General features: G+C 67.7%; 18 protein-coding genes. 10 read left to right on the top strand and 8 right to left on the bottom strand.

Annotation, left to right across the window (positions count from 1 at the left end; all coding sequences use genetic code 11):
- Positions 1 to 30: 30 nt before the first annotated feature.
- Both GGQ93_RS06435 and GGQ93_RS06430 read right to left on the bottom strand, forming a co-directional pair.
- Positions 31 to 888: a DUF2705 family protein gene (locus GGQ93_RS06435; protein WP_183215838.1), complete on the bottom strand. Its 858-nt coding sequence runs from the start codon at positions 886 to 888 to the stop codon at positions 31 to 33.
- On the bottom strand, positions 878 to 1,804 hold the full coding sequence (locus GGQ93_RS06430; protein ID WP_183215836.1) for an ABC transporter ATP-binding protein: 927 nt from the start codon (positions 1,802 to 1,804) through the stop codon (positions 878 to 880). Before GGQ93_RS06430 ends, GGQ93_RS06435 begins: the two co-directional genes overlap by 11 nt.
- A gap of 162 nt (positions 1,805 to 1,966) precedes the next feature.
- Between GGQ93_RS06430 and GGQ93_RS06425 the strand changes: the two genes are divergently transcribed.
- On the top strand, positions 1,967 to 3,001 hold the full coding sequence (locus GGQ93_RS06425) for an NAD(P)/FAD-dependent oxidoreductase (protein WP_183215834.1): 1,035 nt from the start codon (positions 1,967 to 1,969) through the stop codon (positions 2,999 to 3,001).
- Here GGQ93_RS06425 and GGQ93_RS06420 read toward each other — a convergent pair.
- Positions 2,998 to 3,732, bottom strand: a complete 735-nt coding sequence (locus GGQ93_RS06420) for a TonB family protein (protein ID WP_054765483.1) — start codon at positions 3,730 to 3,732, stop codon at positions 2,998 to 3,000. The two genes, GGQ93_RS06425 and GGQ93_RS06420, sit on opposite strands and share 4 nt — an antisense overlap.
- Before the next feature lie 180 nt (positions 3,733 to 3,912).
- Here GGQ93_RS06420 and GGQ93_RS06415 point away from each other — a divergent pair, with 180 nt between their 5' ends.
- Entirely contained in the window at positions 3,913 to 4,710 is a 798-nt protein-coding gene (locus GGQ93_RS06415; protein WP_054766910.1) for a transglycosylase SLT domain-containing protein, read from the top strand.
- Positions 4,711 to 4,820: 110 nt separating this feature from the next.
- A complete protein-coding gene (gene spbR, locus GGQ93_RS06410) occupies positions 4,821 to 5,963 on the top strand; it encodes a SpbR family protein (RefSeq protein WP_152949970.1) in 1,143 nt (380 codons plus the stop codon).
- A gap of 31 nt (positions 5,964 to 5,994) precedes the next feature.
- Here spbR and GGQ93_RS06405 read toward each other — a convergent pair whose 3' ends face one another.
- From GGQ93_RS06405 to GGQ93_RS06395, 3 genes are all read right to left on the bottom strand, one after another.
- Positions 5,995 to 6,471 (bottom strand): Hpt domain-containing protein, encoded by a 477-nt coding sequence (locus GGQ93_RS06405; protein WP_183215832.1) that lies wholly within the window; start codon positions 6,469 to 6,471, stop codon positions 5,995 to 5,997.
- Positions 6,472 to 6,536: 65 nt separating this feature from the next.
- Complete coding sequence (locus tag GGQ93_RS06400) at positions 6,537 to 7,316, bottom strand: NAD kinase (RefSeq protein WP_054765486.1); 780 nt, start codon at positions 7,314 to 7,316, stop codon at positions 6,537 to 6,539.
- 32 nt (positions 7,317 to 7,348) lie between these two features.
- A complete protein-coding gene (locus GGQ93_RS06395; protein ID WP_224764282.1) occupies positions 7,349 to 8,473 on the bottom strand; it encodes a DUF2336 domain-containing protein in 1,125 nt (374 codons plus the stop codon).
- Positions 8,474 to 8,660: 187 nt separating this feature from the next.
- On the opposite strand from GGQ93_RS06395, the gene GGQ93_RS06390 reads away from it, so the two are divergent.
- The 4 genes from GGQ93_RS06390 (at position 8,661) to GGQ93_RS06375 (ending at position 14,602) form a co-directional block, all read left to right on the top strand.
- Positions 8,661 to 9,425, top strand: coding sequence for a class II aldolase/adducin family protein (locus GGQ93_RS06390; protein ID WP_183215830.1), 765 nt, complete (start codon positions 8,661 to 8,663; stop codon positions 9,423 to 9,425).
- 38 nt (positions 9,426 to 9,463) lie between these two features.
- A complete protein-coding gene (locus GGQ93_RS06385; RefSeq protein ID WP_224764283.1) occupies positions 9,464 to 10,186 on the top strand; it encodes a hypothetical protein in 723 nt (240 codons plus the stop codon).
- 109 nt (positions 10,187 to 10,295) lie between these two features.
- Complete coding sequence (locus GGQ93_RS06380) at positions 10,296 to 11,396, top strand: efflux RND transporter periplasmic adaptor subunit (RefSeq protein ID WP_054766912.1); 1,101 nt, start codon at positions 10,296 to 10,298, stop codon at positions 11,394 to 11,396.
- Entirely contained in the window at positions 11,396 to 14,602 is a 3,207-nt protein-coding gene (locus tag GGQ93_RS06375; RefSeq protein WP_221233607.1) for an efflux RND transporter permease subunit, read from the top strand. Before GGQ93_RS06380 ends, GGQ93_RS06375 begins: the two co-directional genes overlap by 1 nt.
- A gap of 3 nt (positions 14,603 to 14,605) precedes the next feature.
- Here GGQ93_RS06375 and GGQ93_RS06370 read toward each other — a convergent pair whose 3' ends face one another.
- The gene (locus tag GGQ93_RS06370) at positions 14,606 to 15,109 is read right to left on the bottom strand and encodes a c-type cytochrome (RefSeq protein ID WP_183215828.1); all 504 of its coding nucleotides are present in this window, start codon (positions 15,107 to 15,109) and stop codon (positions 14,606 to 14,608) included.
- Positions 15,110 to 15,274: 165 nt separating this feature from the next.
- Here GGQ93_RS06370 and GGQ93_RS06365 point away from each other — a divergent pair, with 165 nt between their 5' ends.
- Genes GGQ93_RS06365 through GGQ93_RS06355 form a run of 3 tightly spaced genes read left to right on the top strand, consistent with a single transcriptional unit; the run spans position 15,275 to position 18,222 of the window.
- Positions 15,275 to 15,541 (top strand): FeoA family protein, encoded by a 267-nt coding sequence (locus GGQ93_RS06365; protein ID WP_054766914.1) that lies wholly within the window; start codon positions 15,275 to 15,277, stop codon positions 15,539 to 15,541.
- The gene (gene feoB, locus GGQ93_RS06360) at positions 15,541 to 17,424 is read left to right on the top strand and encodes a ferrous iron transporter B (RefSeq protein ID WP_183215826.1); all 1,884 of its coding nucleotides are present in this window, start codon (positions 15,541 to 15,543) and stop codon (positions 17,422 to 17,424) included. The genes GGQ93_RS06365 and feoB overlap by 1 nt, the downstream gene beginning before the upstream one ends.
- 33 nt (positions 17,425 to 17,457) lie before the next feature.
- Positions 17,458 to 18,222 (top strand): prepilin peptidase, encoded by a 765-nt coding sequence (locus tag GGQ93_RS06355; protein WP_183215824.1) that lies wholly within the window; start codon positions 17,458 to 17,460, stop codon positions 18,220 to 18,222.
- Here the strand turns inward: GGQ93_RS06355 and GGQ93_RS06350 are convergent.
- On the bottom strand, positions 18,219 to 18,845 hold the full coding sequence (locus tag GGQ93_RS06350) for a TetR/AcrR family transcriptional regulator (RefSeq protein WP_054765492.1): 627 nt from the start codon (positions 18,843 to 18,845) through the stop codon (positions 18,219 to 18,221). The genes GGQ93_RS06355 and GGQ93_RS06350 overlap by 4 nt on opposite strands.
- Between the last annotated feature and the right edge of the window lie 42 nt (positions 18,846 to 18,887).

Raw genomic sequence — 18,887 nt, 5'->3', positions numbered from 1 at the left:
GCTGTCAGGGGGGCTTCAGCCCGCCTCCGCCTATTCCTTCGACAGATCCTGACGCTGGAACCAGGCGATAGAGGCTGCGACCGGCGCGACGCACCACAGGACCAGGCTGACCACCGCCTTCATGACCACGCCCTCGGGCAAGGGCATGGGGCCGCGAGCGAGGGCGGCTTTCAAAGTGTCATAGGCCAAGCCGGGCAGCAGCAATTGCGCGGCCCAGTCACTCGGCTCCCAGCCGAGAATGGGCAGCAGCGGTCCCCCGAGGATGGTCTGGGCGAAACCCAGAGCCCAGGGGGCGAACAGGGTCGCCAGCAGGGACCGGCTGACGACCGCCGCCAGTAGGGCGATGAGGCCGTATTGAACGATCCGGATGTAGGACAGAAGCCAGGTCAGAAGGAACTGAACCAGGTCGAAGTCGGACAGGTCGAAGCTCATCGGCCGTCCGGCCACCAGGGCCTGTGTGACGAAGAAGATGAAGGCGGCGATCAGCATGGCCAGCATGGCGATCATGGCCAAGACTTTCATCACCCCGATCTTGCCCAGGATCAGCCAGGGTCGGCCGTTGCGAGCGCTGATCAGTCGCCAGGTCTCCCAGCGGTAGTCGCCGGCGTAGACCGCCGCCGCCGCCAGCAACATGAAGACCAGCAACACGCCGTTGGCGCCGTTGCCGGCCGCAAAGCCGAAGGCCTCGGCCAGATTGACGGGCTGATTGCCCAAGGTCGCGGGCAGATTGGCCTTGGCAGCCAGTGCGTCGCCCTTGGCCTTGGTCATGATCTGGTAGGCCAGCCCGCCGAAGACGAACAGCAGCGGCGTCAGCAGGATGCTGAAGAAGAGCGTCGTCCGGTTCCGCGAGACGCGATAGGCCTCGGATTTCAGCGCATCAACCAGCATGATCGGTCCCCTTGTCGGGCGCGCCCTGCACGCCGGTCCAGCCGGTTTCGCTCATGAAGACGTCTTCCAGGTCGGCGCCGATCCAGCGGGCCTCTTCGATATCGACCCCGGCCTCGACCAAGGCGCGGATGGCCGCCGGCGTCTCGGCGCGGGTTAGAGCGGCGATCAGGGCGTCGCCGTCCAGCGTCGCCTTGTCGCCCAGCACCCCCATGGCCTTGGCGAGCGGGGTGGCCGAAAGGCGCAGACGTTCGCCTGAGGCCGTCAGGTCCGAAACCCGGCCTTCGGTGATCACCTTGCCCTTGTTGAAGATGGCGACGCGATCGCAGACGCGCTGGACCTCCTGAAGCTGGTGGCTGGCCAGGATGACGGTGACGCCGTCGTCGTCGGCCAGGCTGCGGATCAGGGCGCGCATCTCCTGGATGCCGGGCGGGTCCATGCCGCTGGTCGGTTCGTCCAGAATGACGAGGTCCGGCTTGGTCATCAGGGCGGCGGCGACGCCCAGGCGTTGCAGCATGCCGACCGAGAAGCCGCGCACCCGCCGGTCCGCCGCCTCGGCCAAGCCCATTCGCTTCAACCAGGCCTCGATGTCCGAAGACGCGACGCCGCCGTGGGCGTAGCCCAGCCAGACCAGGACCTGACGCGCGGTCATGAAGGGAGGGAAGCGCGGCGTCTCGATCATCGAGCCCATCCGCCGCGTCGCCGCCGGATCGCCGATCCGGCCGCCCATGACCGTCGCCTCGCCCGCAGTCGGGCGGATCAGGCCGAGCAGGGTGCGAAACAGCGTCGACTTGCCGGCGCCGTTGGGGCCGAGGATGCCGTAGACGCCGCCCCGCGGGATCGACAGGGTCAGGCCGTCCAAGGCCTTCACCGTCCCATAGGTCTTGGTCAGGCCGCGGATCTCGATGACGGTTTGCATAGGATGAGCTTGGCGCGAGAACGGCGTTCCCACAAGGCGTCGTGCGGCTGTTGTCCATTAAGATTAGGCAATGGTTCGGCGGGCGCCGGCGCACGGCTAGGACCAAAGGTCCAAGGGCGGCGGCTTGCATTCTGAGCGGCCTGGGCCGATCTGGGGCGCGTGATGTCATCCCCTGCCATAGTGATCGTGGGCGCCGGCGTGCTGGGCCTGAGCACCGCCTTCAGCCTGACCCGGCGGGGGCATGCGGTGACGGTCATCGACCCGGGTGGTGCGAATGCGTCGAGCGTGGCGGCCGGCATGGTGGCGCCGGCGATGGAATCTGTCCTGGACGACGTTACGCCCGAGACGGCGGCCCTGTTCCGCGCCGGACGCGACCTGTGGCCCGACTTCGCCAAGGCGGCTGGCGTCGCCTTGGCGCGCCGACCGGCTGAATGGCGCGGCGGGGACGTCGCCGGCCTGGCGGCGCGATTCGAAGCCCTGGGTTTTGAGGCGCGTCGGACCGGCGACCGGCTGATCACGGAGGAGGATTATCAGATCGACCCCGGCCAGGCCTTGGGCGCCCTGGCCCAGGCGGTGGCGCAGGCTGAAGGCGGCGCTGTGGTGCAGGACCGCGTCTCGGCCCTGGTTCAGACGGCCGACGGCTGGTCGATCGAACTGGGCCGACGCAGCCTGTCCGCCGCCGCGGTCGTGCTGGCGACGGGGGTCGAGGCGGCGATAGAGGGGGCCCCGGAGGCGACGCGGCGGCTGGTCGACGGCGTTCAGCCCATTCGCGGCCAGATCGGCGTGACCGGCGAGACTCTGGCGGATCATGTGGTGCGCGGTCCCGGCGCCTATGTGGCGCCGATGGCCGGCGGAACGGTGATCGGCGCGACGATGGAGCCGGGGCGTCGCGACGCCGCGCCGGACTGGACCGTGGGCGAAAGGCTGAGCCAGGCCGCCTGGCGCGTTCTGGATCGGACGCCTGCGCCGCTGGACATCGACTGGCGTGTCGGGGTGCGAGGCGCTTCGGCAGACGGCCTGCCGATGGCGGGCCCTGCGCCGGACGGCAGGGCCCTGTTTTTGGCCCTGGCCCCCCGCCGAAACGGCTGGCTGCTGGGGCCGATGGTGGGGGCCGTCGTCGCCGATGCGATCGAGGGGCGAACGCCGCAAGCCTACGCCCACGCCCTCGATCCTCGGCGATTTCAGGCCGAAACCTAGTCCTCCATTGCGAAGCGGACGGTGAAGTTCACCGTCGCCCCATCCACCGGACGGCCGTCGACCGTGCGAGGGTTCATCCGGAAGGCGCGCGTCAGGCTGAGAGCCGCCCGACCGAAGCCTTGGCCGTTCGGAGTCTCGCCGGCGACGCGGCAGGCGGTCAGGCCGCCGTCGATGCGAACCAGGCAGGACAGGGTGGCCGCGCCCGAAACGCCGTCTTCGGCGGCCCGGCTGGGATAGGCCCGCGCCATCTGGGCGGACGAGGGGCGGCTGGCCCAGCTGGGGTTGTTGATGACGGAGACGGCGCGGACGGGGGTTTCGACCGTCGCGGTTCCGCCCTCGACCCCGCTGGGCGCCGTGCTGATGACAGGCAGGCCCGGTGAAGCCGTGACCGCCGACGGCTCGGGCGGGGTCAAGGCCACGGTCTCGACATCGGCCGGCGCAGGGTTGCGGGGCGGGTGGAGGGGCGTCGGCGGCGCTGCGACCTTCTGGACCGGTTCTGGCTCAGGCTTGCGCTCCGGCGGAGCCAGGCTGACGGTCACATGCGGCAGTTCGTCGATCACCGGCTCCGGCTTCAATTCGAACCGCTGGGTGTAGAGCGCCACGCCTATGCCGACATGGACCAGGATCGAAACCCCGATGGCGGCCGGCATCCAGCGCGGCATCGGTTTCTTGCGTTCCCCATAGTCGATGGGGTTGACGGCGCCGGGGCCTCCGGCGGCGCGGATCATCATATCGACACTCCCTCGTTCACCGCCCCCGCAGCGCCCGTAACCGAAAGTGAGCGCCCAGGTTGTGGCGGGATTGCGGCGGTGTTTCAGCGGTCGACGAAGGTCGAAAGCTTGACCTTACGGTTAAAGCCGGTCTTAACGATTAAGGGTTGGTTAACCATGTTCGACGAGGCTCCGCCTGTTATGGGCATCCGAGCGATTCCATCTTCGGGCGGCGTTGAGGCGGCGATTCAGCGCGCGTCCCAGGCGGTGGGCGTCGATTACGACTTCCTGGTCAAGACCGCCCGACGCGAGAGCGCGCTCAATCCTTCGGCCAAGGCGCCGACCTCATCGGCGGCCGGTCTCTTCCAATTCATCGAACAGACCTGGTTGGCCACCGTCAAACAGCACGGCGCCCAGCATGGGTACGGCCAGTACGCCGATCTGATCCACCGCGGCGCCGACGGGCGCTGGCGGGTCGAGGGTTCGGCCCGCAATGTGGTTCTGGACCTGCGGTTCGATCCGCATGCGGCCTCGACCATGGCGGCGGAGCTGACGGCGTCGAACGCCGCCTATCTGCGGGGCCGCACCGGCAAGGAGCCCGGCGCGGGCGACCTCTATGCGGCCCATTTTCTGGGACCGGCGGGTGCGGCCAGTCTGATGACGGCCATGGACCGCAACCCGGGCGGCAGCGCGGCGGCCCTGTTTCCCGAAGCGGCCCGCGCCAACCGCAGCATCTTCTACAAGGACGGGCGGCCGGCCACCGTGGCCGAGGTCTACGCCAATCTGCAACGCACGGCCGGGACCGGGGCGCCGGCGGCGGGCGTCGGCGATGAGCGGCCCGTGGCGCCGGAACTCAGCGACCGGGACCAGATGCTGGCGGCCCGCCTGGATCGCTTGAAGCAGGATCAGGGGCTCTTGGCCCTGTTGCTGGGGCAGGACGGATCGGCCGGCGGCGGCTTCGGCGGCGCCTTCTCGCCGGACGACGCCCAGGGCGCCTAAACAGGTTTTGGGCGGGCGGAAATTCTGCCGAAACGCCCCGATGGTAAACTGGGCGTTAAGCATGGCAGGATGATCGTATCGGGGACGCCCGATTCCCGAACGAGCCATCCATGACCGCCTATCGCGCCCGACTGACCGAGACGGATATCCAGCGCCTGATCAAGGCGACGGAGGACGACGACCGGGCGGAGGCGGCCTATAAGCTGTGCCGCAGCATGGATCGCGCCGATCTGGACGAACGGGACCGCGAAGCCGCCCAGAAGATTCTGCGCCTCCTGGCCAACGATGCAGCCGAACTGGTCCGGCGGGCCATGGCTGTGACCTTGAAGGCGTCGGATCTGCTTCCGATCGACGTGGCGCGTCGGCTCGCGGCCGATATCGACAGCATCGCCCTGCCGGTGATCAGCGCTTCTCCGGTCTTCAGCGACGAGGATCTTATTGAAATCGTCCGCGCCGGTTCGCCTGTGCGCCAGGTCGCGGTCGCCGGCCGGCCGCGCGTGTCGCGCGACGTCGCGGGCGTGCTGGCGGATGTCGGTTGCGAACAGGCCGTGAGAATGCTGGCGGCCAATGACAACGCCGATCTGTCGGAACAGGCCCTGGGCGTGATCGTGGACCGGTTCGCCGCCTCGCCCGAGGTGGTTACCGCTGTCGCCTATCGCCAGGTTCTGCCGCTGCATGTGACCGAGCGGCTGATCGCCCTGGCCAGCGAGACGGTGCGAGAGCATCTGGTCGCCCGGCATGCGGTGGCGCCCGAGACGGCGATCCGTCTGGCCCAGTATGCGCGCGAACGGGCGACCGTCGATCTGGTCGATCAGGCGGCTTCCAGTGCGGACATCGGCGCCTTCATGGCCCAGTTGAACCTTCGCAAGTCGCTGAACGCCTCCCTGCTGCTGCGGGCCCTGGCGCGCGGCCAGATGACGATGTTCGAACATGGCCTGGCCGAACTGGCCAATACGCCGCATCAGCGCGCCTGGCTGATGATCCATGACGCAGGTCCCCTGGGCTTGAAGGCGATCTATGACCGGGCCGGTCTGCCGCCGCGCCTGTTTCAGGCGTTCCGCGCCGGGGTGGACACCTGGCGGGCCCTGTCCTCCGAGGGGGCGGACACCTCCAGCGACCTGTTCCGCCAGCGCATGCTGGAGCGTTTCCTGACGCAGCGACCGAACGTGCTGCGTGAGGATCTGGCCTATCTCATGGAAAGGTTGGACCAGCCCCAGAGCCGCGGGTCGGCGGCGGCCGCCAGCGCCGCCTGACCGACGGCGCCCGGCTCAGGCCCCACTCGGTTCAGGCCGGGCGGTATTCGGCGACCTTGGCTTCCAGGGTCTCGGCCAGGGTGCGGCCGACAGGATGTTCGTCTGTCTTGATCTGGTCGCGCACCACGGCGCGGATGGCGTCGATATGGGCGTCAAGAAGCGTGGTCGGCGCCTGCATCCGCTTGCCGGCGTCGTCCAGCATCTTGCACAGCGATCCGGCGATGCGCGTGACCAGCGGATATTCATAGGTGGTGCCCAAACCCTTCAGGTCATGGGCGCGGAAATAGAGGTTTTCGGCCGTCTCGGGCGTATAGCCCTCTTCGCGAATTCGGCCCTGGGCGGCGTCCAGCTTGACGATCTCGTCCTTCAGCCACTGATCGAACTGAGCCGCCATGGCCTTCAGGGCTTCTTCGGCTCGCGCAACGGCGTCGGCGTTGATGCCGAAACCGCCGCCGACCTTCATGCGGAGGGCGTTGGGCGGACGAATGACGTGCGAAGGATCGCTCATGACGGGCTCCCAGAAATTTACGCGAACCCTAACGGGCCGCTCTTAAGAAGCCGTGTAGGGGGGGGTCAGTTGGTGAACTGTTCCGTCATCACCCGTTCGTCGAAGGATCGACCGGCGTCGAACAACATGGTCAGGGCGACGTCGCGCCGCTCGCGCACCTCGACGCTGGCGACGCGCCGAACCTCGAAATTGTCGGCCGTGGCTGAGACGGGCCTCTTGTCCGGTTCCAGCACGTCGAAGCGCACCCGAGCCTCGTGGGACAAAAGGGCGCCGCGCCAGCGCCGGGGCCGGAAGGCGCTGATCGGCGTCAGCGCCAGGATGCGCGCGTCCAGCGGAATGATCGGCCCGTGGGCGGATAGATTGTAGGCGGTCGATCCGGCCGGCGTCGCCACCAGACAGCCGTCGCAGGACAGCTCCTCCAACCGAACCTTGCCGTCCACCGTGATTTTCAGCTTGGCGCTCTGTCGCGTCTGACGCAGCAGGGACACCTCATTGATGGCCAGGCCCGTATGCACCTCGCCCGCTTCGGTCCAGGCGTCCATCTGCAGCGGATGGATGACCGTGCGTTCGGCGGCGACGATTCGGGCGATCAGATCGTCCTCGTCATAGTCGTTCATCAGAAAGCCGACCGAGCCCCGGTTCATGCCGTAGACGGGCGTCCGGCGGCGCAGATTGCCGTGCAGGGTCTCCAGCATCTGGCCGTCGCCGCCCAAGGCGACGATGACGTCCGCCTGTTCTTGCGGCACGGCGCCGTAGCGGGCGATCAGAGCCTGACGCGCGGCCTGGGCCTCTGGACGGTCGCTGGCGGCGAAGGCCAGGGCGGGAGCGGGCGGGATCTGGGTCACGGCCGAACGAGAGCCCTAGCTTGACCGCGAAGTCAAACGATCGCGGTGCGCTCCATGATCTGGCGAAAGGCGCGGGCGGCCGAACGGCTGTTCATCGGCGTCGCGCTCCATGCGCCCCCGCCGGGCCGTCCGTCGGTCAGTTTGCGGACTTCCGACAGCACATTGGCGAAGACCGCTCGATCCAGTCCGACTGCGGTGCAGGCCAGATAAAGCGGCTCCGCAGTAGACGAGTGGATGGCGGAGCGCACCTGAGCCGGCGTGAATCCTCCCAGTTGCACCAGGGCCTGTTCGAACAGGCTCAGACGCTGTTCGCGCAAGGCTCGGATCAATATGCCGGGCCGAAGTTGCCCGGCCGCCTGAAGCTTGTCGACCAGACGTTTTTCCATCTCTTGCCGCTCGCGATCGGCGTTGCGGCCGGCGGGTTGCAACGGCCGCCAAGTGGGGGAATGCACCGCCTTGGCCGCCGCCTCCCGCACCGCCGCGTTCAGGCGGGCGTCGTCGATCTTGAACCGCTCGCCGATGGACTGCCGCAGGGCCTGTCCGACCCATTGGTACAGATCATGGGCGAGATCTGCGTTCAGGCGGGGGTGACGGGTCAGGGGCGCGCGAAGACCGGCGATACGGCGGGAATGTTCGATCAGACGACGCATGGCCGCATCGCTGATGTCGGCGGTCCGGTTCGACGCCAGGGCCGTCATGGTCACGGGATCGGCCTGATCCACGATCGCCTCTACGACCCCATGAGACAGGTGCGGCCGCCGCGCCACGGCGATCTGATGCTCCAGCGTGGTCTCCAGCAGGATCCGGATCAGGTCCGCGTCCTGCAACAGGGGGCTGGCGGCGATGACCGGCGCCGCGATCTCGATCTCGTCCAGCGCCAGCATGTTGATCAGAGCCGGCGGGGCCCAATCCGCTGCGGCGAGGCGTTCGGACAGCAGGCGGCGAATATCCCGCTCGGCCTGGGCGGCCAGGGTCAGGAAGATTTCCGCCAGGGCGGGCGCCAGGGCGGTGTTCGGCGGCGCGGCTTCGCACAGGGCGACCACGCCCAGCAACAGTCGCCGACGGTCGTCCGGCGCCTTGCTGCGCGCCAGGTCGATCAAATCCAAAGCGGGTTCGCGCGCGGGCGACGGCGATCTGAGCTGGGCGACAGCGGACAAGGCGGCGGCTCCGACGCGGGAAGGTACCGCTTGCAACTGTGACGCCTGGTCATGAAGACGCGGTTAATGAAATCTGAAGTGCGGCGGTTAATGCGCGTGTCGTTCGGGCTCGACTTGACGGACGCAGGCTGCGGAGGGACGGTTGGGCAAGGCCCGTCAGAGGCCCGCCCTAGGATAGGAGACCCCAATGGCCGACGACGCCGTCCTCAGTCTGAAATCCCGCGTCTCGGAGGCGGAATGGCGCACCCGGGTGGAGTTGGCCGCCCTCTATCGGCTGGTCGCCCTCCACGGTTGGGACGACATGATCTTCACCCACATTTCGGCGCGCGTTCCGGGGCCGGAGCATCATTTCCTGATCAATCCCTACGGCTACTATTTCGACGAGATCACCGCCTCATCCCTGGTGAAGGTCGATCTGGACGGCAACATCGTTCAGGAGACCGCCGACTTCATCAATCCGGCGGGCTTCACCATCCATTCCGCAGTCCATGCGGCGCGGGAAGACGCAAAGTTCGTGATCCATCTCCATACGGTGAACGGGGTCGGGGTGGCGGCCCAGCAAGGCGGTTTGTTGCCGATCAGCCAGAACGCCTGTTTACTACAGCATCAGGTTGCGTATCATGGATACGAGGGGTTGGCCCTGAACCATGACGAGCGCGAACGTCTGGTCGCCGATCTGGGGGACAAGCCGCTGATGCTGTTGAGAAATCATGGCACGCTCGCGGTCGGGGAAACGGCGGCTCAGGCATGGATCGGCATCTTCTTCCTGGAAAGAGCCTGCGCCCAGCAGGTCGCCGCCCTTTCGGCGGGGCCGGATCAAGTCTTGATCGCGCCCGATCAGGCCCAGGCGGAGACCAAGACGCAGGGCCGGGGGATCGGCTTCGTCGCCGCCCTGGCCTGGCCCGGGGCGCTGCGGCAGCTGGATCGCAAGTCGCCCGGCTACGACGCCTGACCGCAGCGGCGGCGGGTCTGGCGCTCGCCTGGCCTGCCTTGGCGCAGGCGGGAGCCTGGAACCCGCCGAAGGGCCAGGGGCAGGCGATCATCAAGTATGAAAACCAGCGGGGCGATACGGGCTTCGATCCTTCAGGTGAGGAGGTTCCCCTGCCGGCCCAGCGCCGTGATGCGGCCCTGGGCCTGTTCGCCGAATATGGAGTAGGCGACGCCCTGGCGATTCGGTTGAAGGCGGATTGGCAGGACGGAGAAGACGCCTTCGTCGATTATCAGGGGCGCGGCCCGGTGGAAATCGGCGCTTCTTGGCAGGTTTGGCGAGACGACGGCGGCGCCGTCTCCGTCTACGGCGGCTACGCCTGGGCGGGGGAGGGGCGCAATGCGGGCTATGCGGCGCCGGGAGTCGGCGAACATGATTGGGAGGCGCGGGTGTCGGCGGCGCGGTCCCTGGGCGAAATGGGCGGGCGATGGGGGATGGACCAGTCCTTCGTCGAACTTCAGGTCGCGCGTCGCCTCCGCGACGATCTGCCCAATGAGACCCGGATCGACGCCACCATCGGGGCGCGGTTCGACGCACGATGGCTGATCCTGGGCCAAGCCTTCGCAGGCGCGGCGGACGGCGGCGCGCGCTGGCTGTCGCTCGAAGGTTCCCTCGTCAGGGATATTGGCGACTGGAGCCTTCAGGCGGGCTGGCGCCAGACTGTCACGGGGCGCGAGGCGGCCGTGGTTCATGGACCGGTTGTGGCGATCTGGCGCAGGTTTTGACGAAAACCGCGCGACGGAATTCGCCGTAAGTCACGTTACGGATAGGTAAGGTTGCGCGCCCGAGAGAAGACGCTAAGCGTGCACGTCCTCTGAATTGAAAGTCTGTTGCGTGATCAAACGCCACTTCTTCCTCGTCGCCGCAGCGATCCTGCTGGGGCTGATGGTTCTCGCCGCCGTGCTGAAGCTGGCCTTCGCTGAAGACGAGGGGGCGGGCGGCCCCGGCGGCGGCGGTCGTCGCGGCGGCCAGCAGGTGTCCGAGGCGGTCGTCGCGCAGAAGCCCTTCTCCGACCAGATCCGCGTCCTGGGCGTGGCGCGCGGCCAGAGGTCGGTGAACATCACCTCCTCCACGACCGAACTGATCACGCGGGTCCTGTTCACGGACGGCCAGAGAGTCTCGGCCGGGGCGCCCCTGGTCGAACTTCAGGCCCGCGAAGAGGATGCAGCCATCATCGAGGCGCGCGCCAATGTCGCCCAGGCGCAACGCGAATACGACCGCTATAAGGCCCTGGCGGACCGCGGGGTCGCCCCTCAGGTCTTGCTGGAACAGGCCGAAACCGCCCTGGAGACGGCGCAGGCGTCCCTGCAGGCGGCTCAGGCCCGACGCGGCGACCGGGTGATCCGCGCCCCCTTCGCCGGGACCCTGGGCCTGACCACGGTGACGCCCGGCACCCTGGTCAATCCGGGCGCCGTGATTGCGACCCTGGACGATGTCTCGACCATTCGCGTCGATTTTCCTCTGCCCGAACGGTACCTGAACCTGCTGCGGCCGGGGACGCCGATCACCGCGACCGCTGACGCCTATGGTGACGCGCCGTTCCAGGGCCGGATCGCCCTGATCGACACCCGCGTCAATGAGACGACCCGCGCGGCCACTGCCCGGGCCGAATTCCCCAATCCCGGCGGCCGCATTCGCCCAGGCATGCTGCTGAGGGTTTCGGTCCAACAGGGACAGCGGCAGTCCGCCGCAGTTCCCGAGGCCGCCGTTCAATATGAGGGCTCGGGCGCCTTCGTCTATCGGATCGCCCCCGGCGCCGAAGGTTCGACCGCCCAGAGGGTCGAGGTCGAGACTGGGGCCGTCGAGAACGGTTTTGTTGAAATCCTGTCCGGCCTGGAGGTCGGCGATCGGATCATCGGTTCGGGTCTGAACCGCATTCAGCCGGGCGCCGCCGTCAGCGTCGCCGGCGCGCGTCGTCAGGCCGCCGCCAAATGATGCTCTCTGATGTCTCGGTGCGGCGGCCCGTATTCGCGGCCGTCGCAGCCATCGTCCTGTGCGTGATCGGCCTTGCGGCCTTCTTCTTCCTGCCGGTTCGCGAACTGCCGGACGTGGATCCCCCGATCGTCTCGATCAACACCAGCTACGCCGGGGCCTCGGCCGAGGTGATCGAGAGCCGGATCACCGAGCCGATCGAACAGCAGATCGCCGGGATCCAGGGTGTCGAACGGATCAACTCGACCAGTCGGGACGGCCGGTCGAACGTCAACATCGAGTTCTCCCTGGACCGCAACATCGACGATGCGGCCAATGACGTGCGCGACCGGGTCAGCCGGGTGGTCGGCGCCCTGCCGGATCAGGCGGATCCGCCGGAGGTGGCCAAGGCCGATTCCGACAGCCAGCCCATCATCATCGTCTTCCTGCGCTCGACCACGATGAACCGGTTGCAGCTGACCGACTACGCCGATCGCTATCTGGTGGATCGGATGGCGACCGTGCCCGGCGTGGCCCAGGTCAACATCTATGGCGAGCAGCGCTATTCGATGCGGATATGGCTGGACCCCGCCGCCCTGGCCGCGCGCGGTCTCACTGTCACCGACGTCGAGACCGCCCTGACCAGCCAGAACGTCGAACTGCCCGCCGGGTCGCTGGAGTCGACCGCCAAGAACTACACCGTGCGCGTGGCCCGCAACTACGCTCTGCCGGAAGACTTCCGCCAACTGCCGATCGGAACGCGCGGCTCGGCCTCCACCTCGGCCTCGGTCGCCACGGGAACCGGCAGCGGCTCGTCGGCCATCATTCAGGGCCAGCCGACCTATGTCACCCGCCTGGGCGACGTCGCGCGTGTGGAAGAGGCGCCGGAAGAGGACCGGCGCCTTTTCCGCGGCAACAGCATGGATCAGATCGGCCTGGCCGTGACCCGTCAGGCCCAGTCGAACGACCTGGCCATTTCCGACGGCGTGCGCAAGATGATCGACGAGATCCGGCCCAGCCTGCCGCCCGGCGTGACGCTGGAGATCGGTTCGGACAATTCGGTCTTCACCTCTCACGCCATCGACGAGGTCTGGATCACCATCGGCATCTCGATGGCCCTGGTGGCCCTGGTCAACTTCATCTTCCTGGGCAGTCTGCGGGCCGCCCTGATCCCATCCATCGTGGCCCCCATCTGTCTGCTGGCGACCTTCATCGTCCTGGCGCCCCTGGGGTTCTCGCTGAACCTTCTGACCCTGCTGGCCCTGGTGCTGGCGATCGGCCTGGTCGTGGACGACGCCATTGTGGTGGTCGAGAACATCCAGCGGCGGCTGGATCATGGGGAGCCGCCTCTGGTCGCGGCCGAACGCGGCGCGCGCCAGGTCTTCTTCGCCGTTGTGGCGACGACGGTGGTGCTGCTGTCCGTCTTCGCCCCCCTGCTGTTCCTGCCCGGCTATGTCGGGCGGCTGTTCGTCGAACTGGCGGCGGCGATTGCGGCCGCCGTGGCCTTCTCGGCCTTCCTGGCCTTGAGCCTGTCGCCGATGCTGGCCTCCAAGATCCTCAAGCCGGCCGAAGGCGGCGGCTGGCTGGCGCGCCGGGTCGACTGGGGCATGGACCGGCTGAAGACCTCATACGGCCGTTCGCTGGAGATGCTGCTGGGGCGGCGCGCGGCGGTGATCGGCGTCGGCGTCCTGATCGCCCTGGTCGCGGCCGGGGCGGCCGGCATCTTTCTGGCCCTGCCCAACGAACTGGTGCCGGATGAAGACCGGGGCCGCGTCTCGGTCCGCGTCGCCGGGCCGGAAGGGGCGGGCTTCGACTACACGCGAAAGATCATGATGGGTCTGGAGCCCCTGCTGGCCGACTATAAGGCCAGCGGCGAGGCCGATTCCTATCTGATCTCGGCGCCGGGGTTCGGCGGCGGCAGTTTCAACTCCGGCAATGGGGTGCTGGTCCTGTCGGACTGGTCCAAGCGCGAGCGGTCGGCGGCCGAGATCGCCCAGGAGTTGAACCGCAAGCTGCGCGGCCAGACGGACGCTCAGGTCAACGCCTCGACGCCGGGCGCCTTCCAGCGCGGCGGGGGCAATTCCAACTCCATCGAATTGATCGCCACCGGCACCGACTATCAGCAGATCTACAACTGGCTTCAGCCCCTGTTGGCTGCGGCTCAGAACAATCCGGGCTTCTCGCGGCCGCGCCTGAACTATGAGCCCAACTCGCCGCGCCTGCTGGTGGACGTCGATCCGCAGAAGGCGGCGGCCCTGGGCGTATCCTCGCAATCGATCGGCCGCACCCTGGAGACCATGTTCGGCTCACGCCGGGCCACCACCTATATCAAGGGCGGCCAGGAGTATGACGTCATCCTGCAAACGGAACGTCAGAACCGGCGTGAAGTCTCTGACCTGGAAGCGCTTTATGTGCCTACCGGTTCTGGGCAGCTGGTGCCGCTGGCGGCGGTGGTGACCACCCAGACCTCGGGCGACACGCCCGATCGCCGCCGGCTGGATCGCCAGCGGGCCATCACCCTCCAGGCCGATCTGAACCCCGGCACGACGATCGACGATGCGGTTCAGTTCCTGCGCGCCGAAGCCGCCAAACAGCCCCAGGGCGGGGTGGTGGTCCAGTGGGGCGGGGCCGCGCGCGATCAGCAGGAGGCGGGCGGCGCCGTCCTGGCCGCCTTCGGCCTGGCGCTTCTGCTGGTCTTCCTGGTTCTGGCGGCCCAGTTCGAAAGCTGGATCACCCCGGCGGTGATCATGCTGACCGTGCCCCTGGCGGCGGCGGGCGGTCTGTTCGGCCTGTTGATGGCCGGGTCCAGTCTGAACATCTACAGCCAGATCGGCCTGATCATCCTGATCGGGGTGGCGGCCAAGAACGGCATTCTGATCGTGGAATTCGCCAATCAGCTGCGCGATCAGGGCCGGTCGATCCGGGAGGCGATCATCGAATCCTCCTCCCTGCGCCTGCGCCCCATCATCATGACCTCCATCGCCACCGCCTTCGGCGCCCTGCCCTTGGTGCTGTGGCAGGGGGCGGGGGCCGGCAGCCGTCAGACGATCGGCGTCGTCATCTTCACCGGCGCCATCTTCGCCACCGTCCTGACCCTGTTCGTCGTGCCGGTGATCTACGGCCTACTGGCTCGCTTCACCAAATCGCCCGAATGGACCGCTCGCAAGATCGAGGAGTGGGAGGCCCAGGAACTGCGTGAGGGCGGACCCAAGCCGATCGCCGAAGGCTGACGCTCAGGAGGCGGGCGGCGTCGAGGCCGCAGGGCGGTAGCCCGTCTCCACCTTCAGGAAGGCGATGACGTCGCGCCGGTCCTTGGCGTCGGGCAGGCCGGCGAAGGTCATCTTGTTGCCGGGCAGGAAGCCGCGCGGATTCTGCAGCCAGCGGTCCAGCGCCTGGGCGTCCCAGACGAAATCGGCCGTCCGCAGGGTGTTGGAATAGTTGTAGCGCGGCCGCTCGCCCGCCTTGCGCCCGAACACGCCGTACAGATTCGGCCCCGCCATGTCCGGCCCGTCCCGGCCGATGGTGTGGCAGGCGCGGCAACGCGCGAAGACGCGACGTCCATTGTCCAGATCTCCCGTATTGTAAGGGGCGGGAAGGGCGGCGAGCAGATCGGCCCTCTCCGTCTCCGTCAGGGCGGGCGGGGCCTTGGATTGAGGCGCGCCGCCCTGATCTCCGTTCGGACCGCAGGCCGTGAGCGTCAAAACAAGGGGGACGGCGGCGAGGGTGAGGTGACGCATCGCAGGCTCCGATTTTGCAGCAGGTTAGGCCGCCCGATAGGGCAAATGTCCAGCGCGGCAATTGGTCAAGGTGTCCCGCTGGACGGACGGGGGGCGCACCTGATAATCACTGTCAAAGAAGATGCGCGACCCCTGGTGCGGTCGCCCGCCCGTGTGAGCCTAGATTTGACCGATACGATAAAGCTTAGCCAAGCCCGACGCGGCGACCGCGGCGTCATTGTCCAGGTGGGCGGCCATTGTCACCATAAGGAGCATGAGGTCGAGTTGGAGCGCCGCCTGCTCGAACTGGGCTTCGTCGAGGGCGCCGAGGTCGAGCTGCTGCACGAAGGCCTGTTCGGGCGCGACCCGATCGCGCTGAAGGTGGACGACATGCGCGTGGCCCTACGTCGGCGTGAGGCCGCCAGCCTGATCATCCGCCGGGTCGCCGCCTGATGGACATGGCCCTTAAGACCGCCCGCGTCGCCTTGGTCGGCAATCCGAACAGCGGCAAGACCGCCTTGTTCAACGCCCTTACCGGCGCGCACCAGAAGGTCGCCAACTACGCCGGCGTCACGGTTGAGCGGAAGGAGGGGCTGATCCGAGCCGCCTCCGGCCGGACGATGTCGGTTCTGGACCTGCCGGGCACCTACTCGCTGCGGGCCCGCAGCCCCGATGAGGAAGTGACCCGCGACGCCGTCCTTGGCCGTCTTGCCGGAGAGACCCCGCCGGATGTGGTGGTCTGCGTCGCCGACGCCACCAATCTGCGTCTGGTTCTGCGCCTGATCCTGGAGTTGAGGGCCGTCGGCCGGCCCATGGTCCTGGCGCTGAACATGTACGACATCGCCCAGCGCCAGGGGCTGCGCATCGACCTGGAGACCCTGTCCGCCGAACTGGGCGTGCCGATCATCACCACGGTGGCCACCCGCAAGCGCGGGATCGAGGACCTGATCGCGGCTGTCGAGGCGAAGGTCGAGGCGGCGGCGGTCGAGGGTGAAAACCGGTGGAGCAGCCCGGATTCCGCCGCCCTGCGCCATGCGGCCCGCGAGGCCGAGCGGATCATGAAGGCTTGCGTGCGCCCGCCCGAGCGGCCCGACACCCTGACCGGAAAGATCGACTCGGTTCTGCTGCATCCGGTCGCAGGTATGGCGATCCTGTTTGTCCTCCTCTTTGTGATGTTCCAGGCCGTTTTCAGCTGGGCCGCTCCCCTGATGGACGGCATCGAGGGAGCGATCGGCTGGATCGGCGGCCTGGTCGCGGCCCTCATTCCTGATCAAGGCGGGGGCGGCCTGATCCAGAGCTTGATCGTCGATGGGATCATATCCGGCGTCGGCAGCGTGCTGGTCTTCCTGCCGCAGATCCTCATCCTGTTCCTGTTCATCATCGCCTTGGAAGACTTCGGCTATATGGCCCGCGCCGCCTTTCTGATGGACAAGATCATGGGCGGCGCCGGCCTGCACGGGCGAGCCTTCATCCCCCTCTTGAGCAGTTTCGCCTGCGCCATACCCGGCATCATGGCCGCGCGGGTGATCGACTCGCGCCGCGACCGGCTGACCACCATACTGGTCGCGCCCCTGATGACCTGCTCGGCCCGGATTCCCGTCTATACGCTGATCATCGCGGCCTTCATTCCCAGCCGGACCGTCTGGGGCGTCGTCAATCTGCAGGGACTGGTGATGTTCGGCCTCTACGCCGCAGGGATCGTCAGCGCCCTGATCGTGTCGCTTCTGATCCGCAAGGTGTTCTGGCGCGGCGCGGTCGAGCCCTTCATGATGGAGCTGCCCACCTATCGGTTGCCGGACCCCAAGAGCGTCGCCTTCAACCTTTGGCTACGCGCAAAGATCTTCATCAATCGCGCAGGCCGGATCATCTTGCCGCTGGTCATTCTGCTGTGGGTTCTGGCGACCTTCCCCTATCCGCCCGAGAACGCGACCCTGCCGGCCATCGACTATTCGTTCGCCGGCATGATCGGCCGGGCGCTGGAGCCGATCTTCGCCCCCATCGGCTTCAACTGGCAGATGGTCATCGCCCTGATCCCCGGCATGGCGGCGCGTGAAGTGGCGGTCGCGGCGCTCGGCACCACCTACGCCATCGCCGATGCGGAGAATGCGACCGGCCTTCTGGCCTCGACCCTGTCGGCCCAGTGGTCCCTGGCGACGGCCCTGTCCTTCCTGGCCTGGTACATCTTCGCGCCCCAGTGCGTCGCCACCCTGGGTGTGGTCAAGCGCGAAACCAACTCGACCAAATGGACCTGGATCATGATCGGCTACATGTTCGGACTGGCCTATCTGGCCTCCTTCGTGACCTATCATGTGGCGGTGGCCCTCGGAGGCGGCTAAGCGGGGGTGGTTCTTCACCGTCCGGACCCAGAGATGAGCCCTGTCCTCGCCGCCGTCGTCCTGGGCCTTCTAGGTCTGATCATCGGCAGTTTCCTGGCGGCCGTGAGTGTCCGCCTGCCGCGTGACGAGGACATCGTACTCGCCCGGTCGCGGTGCATGGGGTGCGACCAGATTCTGAGGCCGTGGGAACTCGTCCCCCTGTTCAGTTGGGTCGTGTTGCGCGCCCGCTGCGCCCGGTGCGCCGCGCCCATTTCTCCACGGTATCCTTTGATCGAGCTGGCGGCGGCCGCAATCGGCGTCTGGACGGGTCTCTGGGCCGGCCTCAACGGCGGATCGATCCTGATGACGGCGGCGACCGCGATCCTGGGATGGCAGCTGCTGCTGATCGCGATCGTCGACGGCGAGAATTTCTGGCTTCCCGACGTCCTGACCGGGCCGCTGGCGGCGACGGGACTGATCGCGGCGGCGCTGTCGGGATGGGACCAGGCGGTCGCCCATCTGATCGGCGCGATCGTCGGGTTCGGCGGGCTGTGGCTGGTCGCCTGGCTGTACAAGCGGGTCCGGGGCCGAGACGGGCTGGGGGGCGGCGATCCCTTCCTCTTTGCGGGCGCCGGGGCCTGGGTCGGATGGTTCGGCCTGCCCAGCGTTCTTCTCTGGGCCTCGGCGGCGGGCCTCAGCCTGGTGTTCGGCCTGCTGGTGGTGCGCCGCTCGGTCAGCGCGATGGACAAGCTGCCGTTCGGCGTCTTCCTGGCCGTCGGAATCTGGCTGACCTGGCTTTACGGGCCGCTGGGGCTTTAGCGGCCGGTGGTCAGTTTGACGATGATGATGGCCGCCGTGTCCAGAATGGCCTCGGGCGTGTCGGCGCGGCGCAGCAGGTCGAAGCTGGCGGCGGTGGATTCGGCGATGGAGGCGATCTGGTAGGAGGCCAGTCGGGGATTGTAATCCTTGGGATGGAGGCCCGCCGCATGGGCCTGGGCCACCCGCCGTTCGATCGCCAGATGCAGGCGGCGCAGGCGGCGCACGCGGCTTTCGACAAAGGCGGCCTCGCCGTTGTCGGCCAACATATGCTCGACCCTCAGAACCTGCCCGTGATCGCGCCAGACCGCCATAACGTCCAGAATGAAGGCGCGGCCGATGGCGAAGGCCCTGTCGCCGGGCCAGTCCGTCTGGAAATGCGCGGCCAAACCCTGGAAATCGGCCGCCGCCGCTTCACACAGCGCCAGAACCGGTTCCTCGACCGACTTGAAATAGGTGTAGAAATTCGAAGGCGAGACGCCGGCGGCCGAAGCCACGTCCGCCACGCGAATCTCGCCGTAGTGACGCGCGTTGAGCAGCGTCCGCGTGGCGTCCAACAGGGCCTGGCGGGTCCGGCCGCCCCGCGCGCCGATCTTGTGCCCCAGCTTGTTGGTCGTGTCGCCCATATCCCCAATGGTCGAAAAGAGGTGCTATGCGGCGGCGGCCCG

It is taken from the genome of Brevundimonas aurantiaca, from assembly GCF_014199955.1.
Taxonomy (GTDB): domain Bacteria; phylum Pseudomonadota; class Alphaproteobacteria; order Caulobacterales; family Caulobacteraceae; genus Brevundimonas; species Brevundimonas aurantiaca.
The sequence above is the reverse complement of the archived record's forward strand: the minus strand, read 5'-3'. Positions and strand labels throughout refer to the sequence as shown.

Coding starts and splice junctions, on each gene's coding strand:
- GGQ93_RS06405 (WP_183215832.1), bottom strand. CDS start 6,471: ATGAGCGATCCTTCGCACGTCATTCGTCCGCCCAACGCCCTCCGCATG.
- GGQ93_RS06350 (WP_054765492.1), bottom strand. CDS start 18,845: ATGGGCGACACGACCAACAAGCTGGGGCACAAGATCGGCGCGCGGGGC.
- GGQ93_RS06415 (WP_054766910.1), top strand. CDS start 3,913: ATGGGCATCCGAGCGATTCCATCTTCGGGCGGCGTTGAGGCGGCGATT.
- GGQ93_RS06375 (WP_221233607.1), top strand. CDS start 11,396: ATGCTCTCTGATGTCTCGGTGCGGCGGCCCGTATTCGCGGCCGTCGCA.
- GGQ93_RS06435 (WP_183215838.1), bottom strand. CDS start 888: ATGCTGGTTGATGCGCTGAAATCCGAGGCCTATCGCGTCTCGCGGAAC.
- GGQ93_RS06390 (WP_183215830.1), top strand. CDS start 8,661: ATGGCCGACGACGCCGTCCTCAGTCTGAAATCCCGCGTCTCGGAGGCG.
- GGQ93_RS06430 (WP_183215836.1), bottom strand. CDS start 1,804: ATGCAAACCGTCATCGAGATCCGCGGCCTGACCAAGACCTATGGGACG.
- GGQ93_RS06420 (WP_054765483.1), bottom strand. CDS start 3,732: ATGATGATCCGCGCCGCCGGAGGCCCCGGCGCCGTCAACCCCATCGAC.
- GGQ93_RS06425 (WP_183215834.1), top strand. CDS start 1,967: ATGTCATCCCCTGCCATAGTGATCGTGGGCGCCGGCGTGCTGGGCCTG.
- spbR (WP_152949970.1), top strand. CDS start 4,821: ATGACCGCCTATCGCGCCCGACTGACCGAGACGGATATCCAGCGCCTG.
- GGQ93_RS06355 (WP_183215824.1), top strand. CDS start 17,458: ATGAGCCCTGTCCTCGCCGCCGTCGTCCTGGGCCTTCTAGGTCTGATC.
- GGQ93_RS06370 (WP_183215828.1), bottom strand. CDS start 15,109: ATGCGTCACCTCACCCTCGCCGCCGTCCCCCTTGTTTTGACGCTCACG.
- feoB (WP_183215826.1), top strand. CDS start 15,541: ATGGACATGGCCCTTAAGACCGCCCGCGTCGCCTTGGTCGGCAATCCG.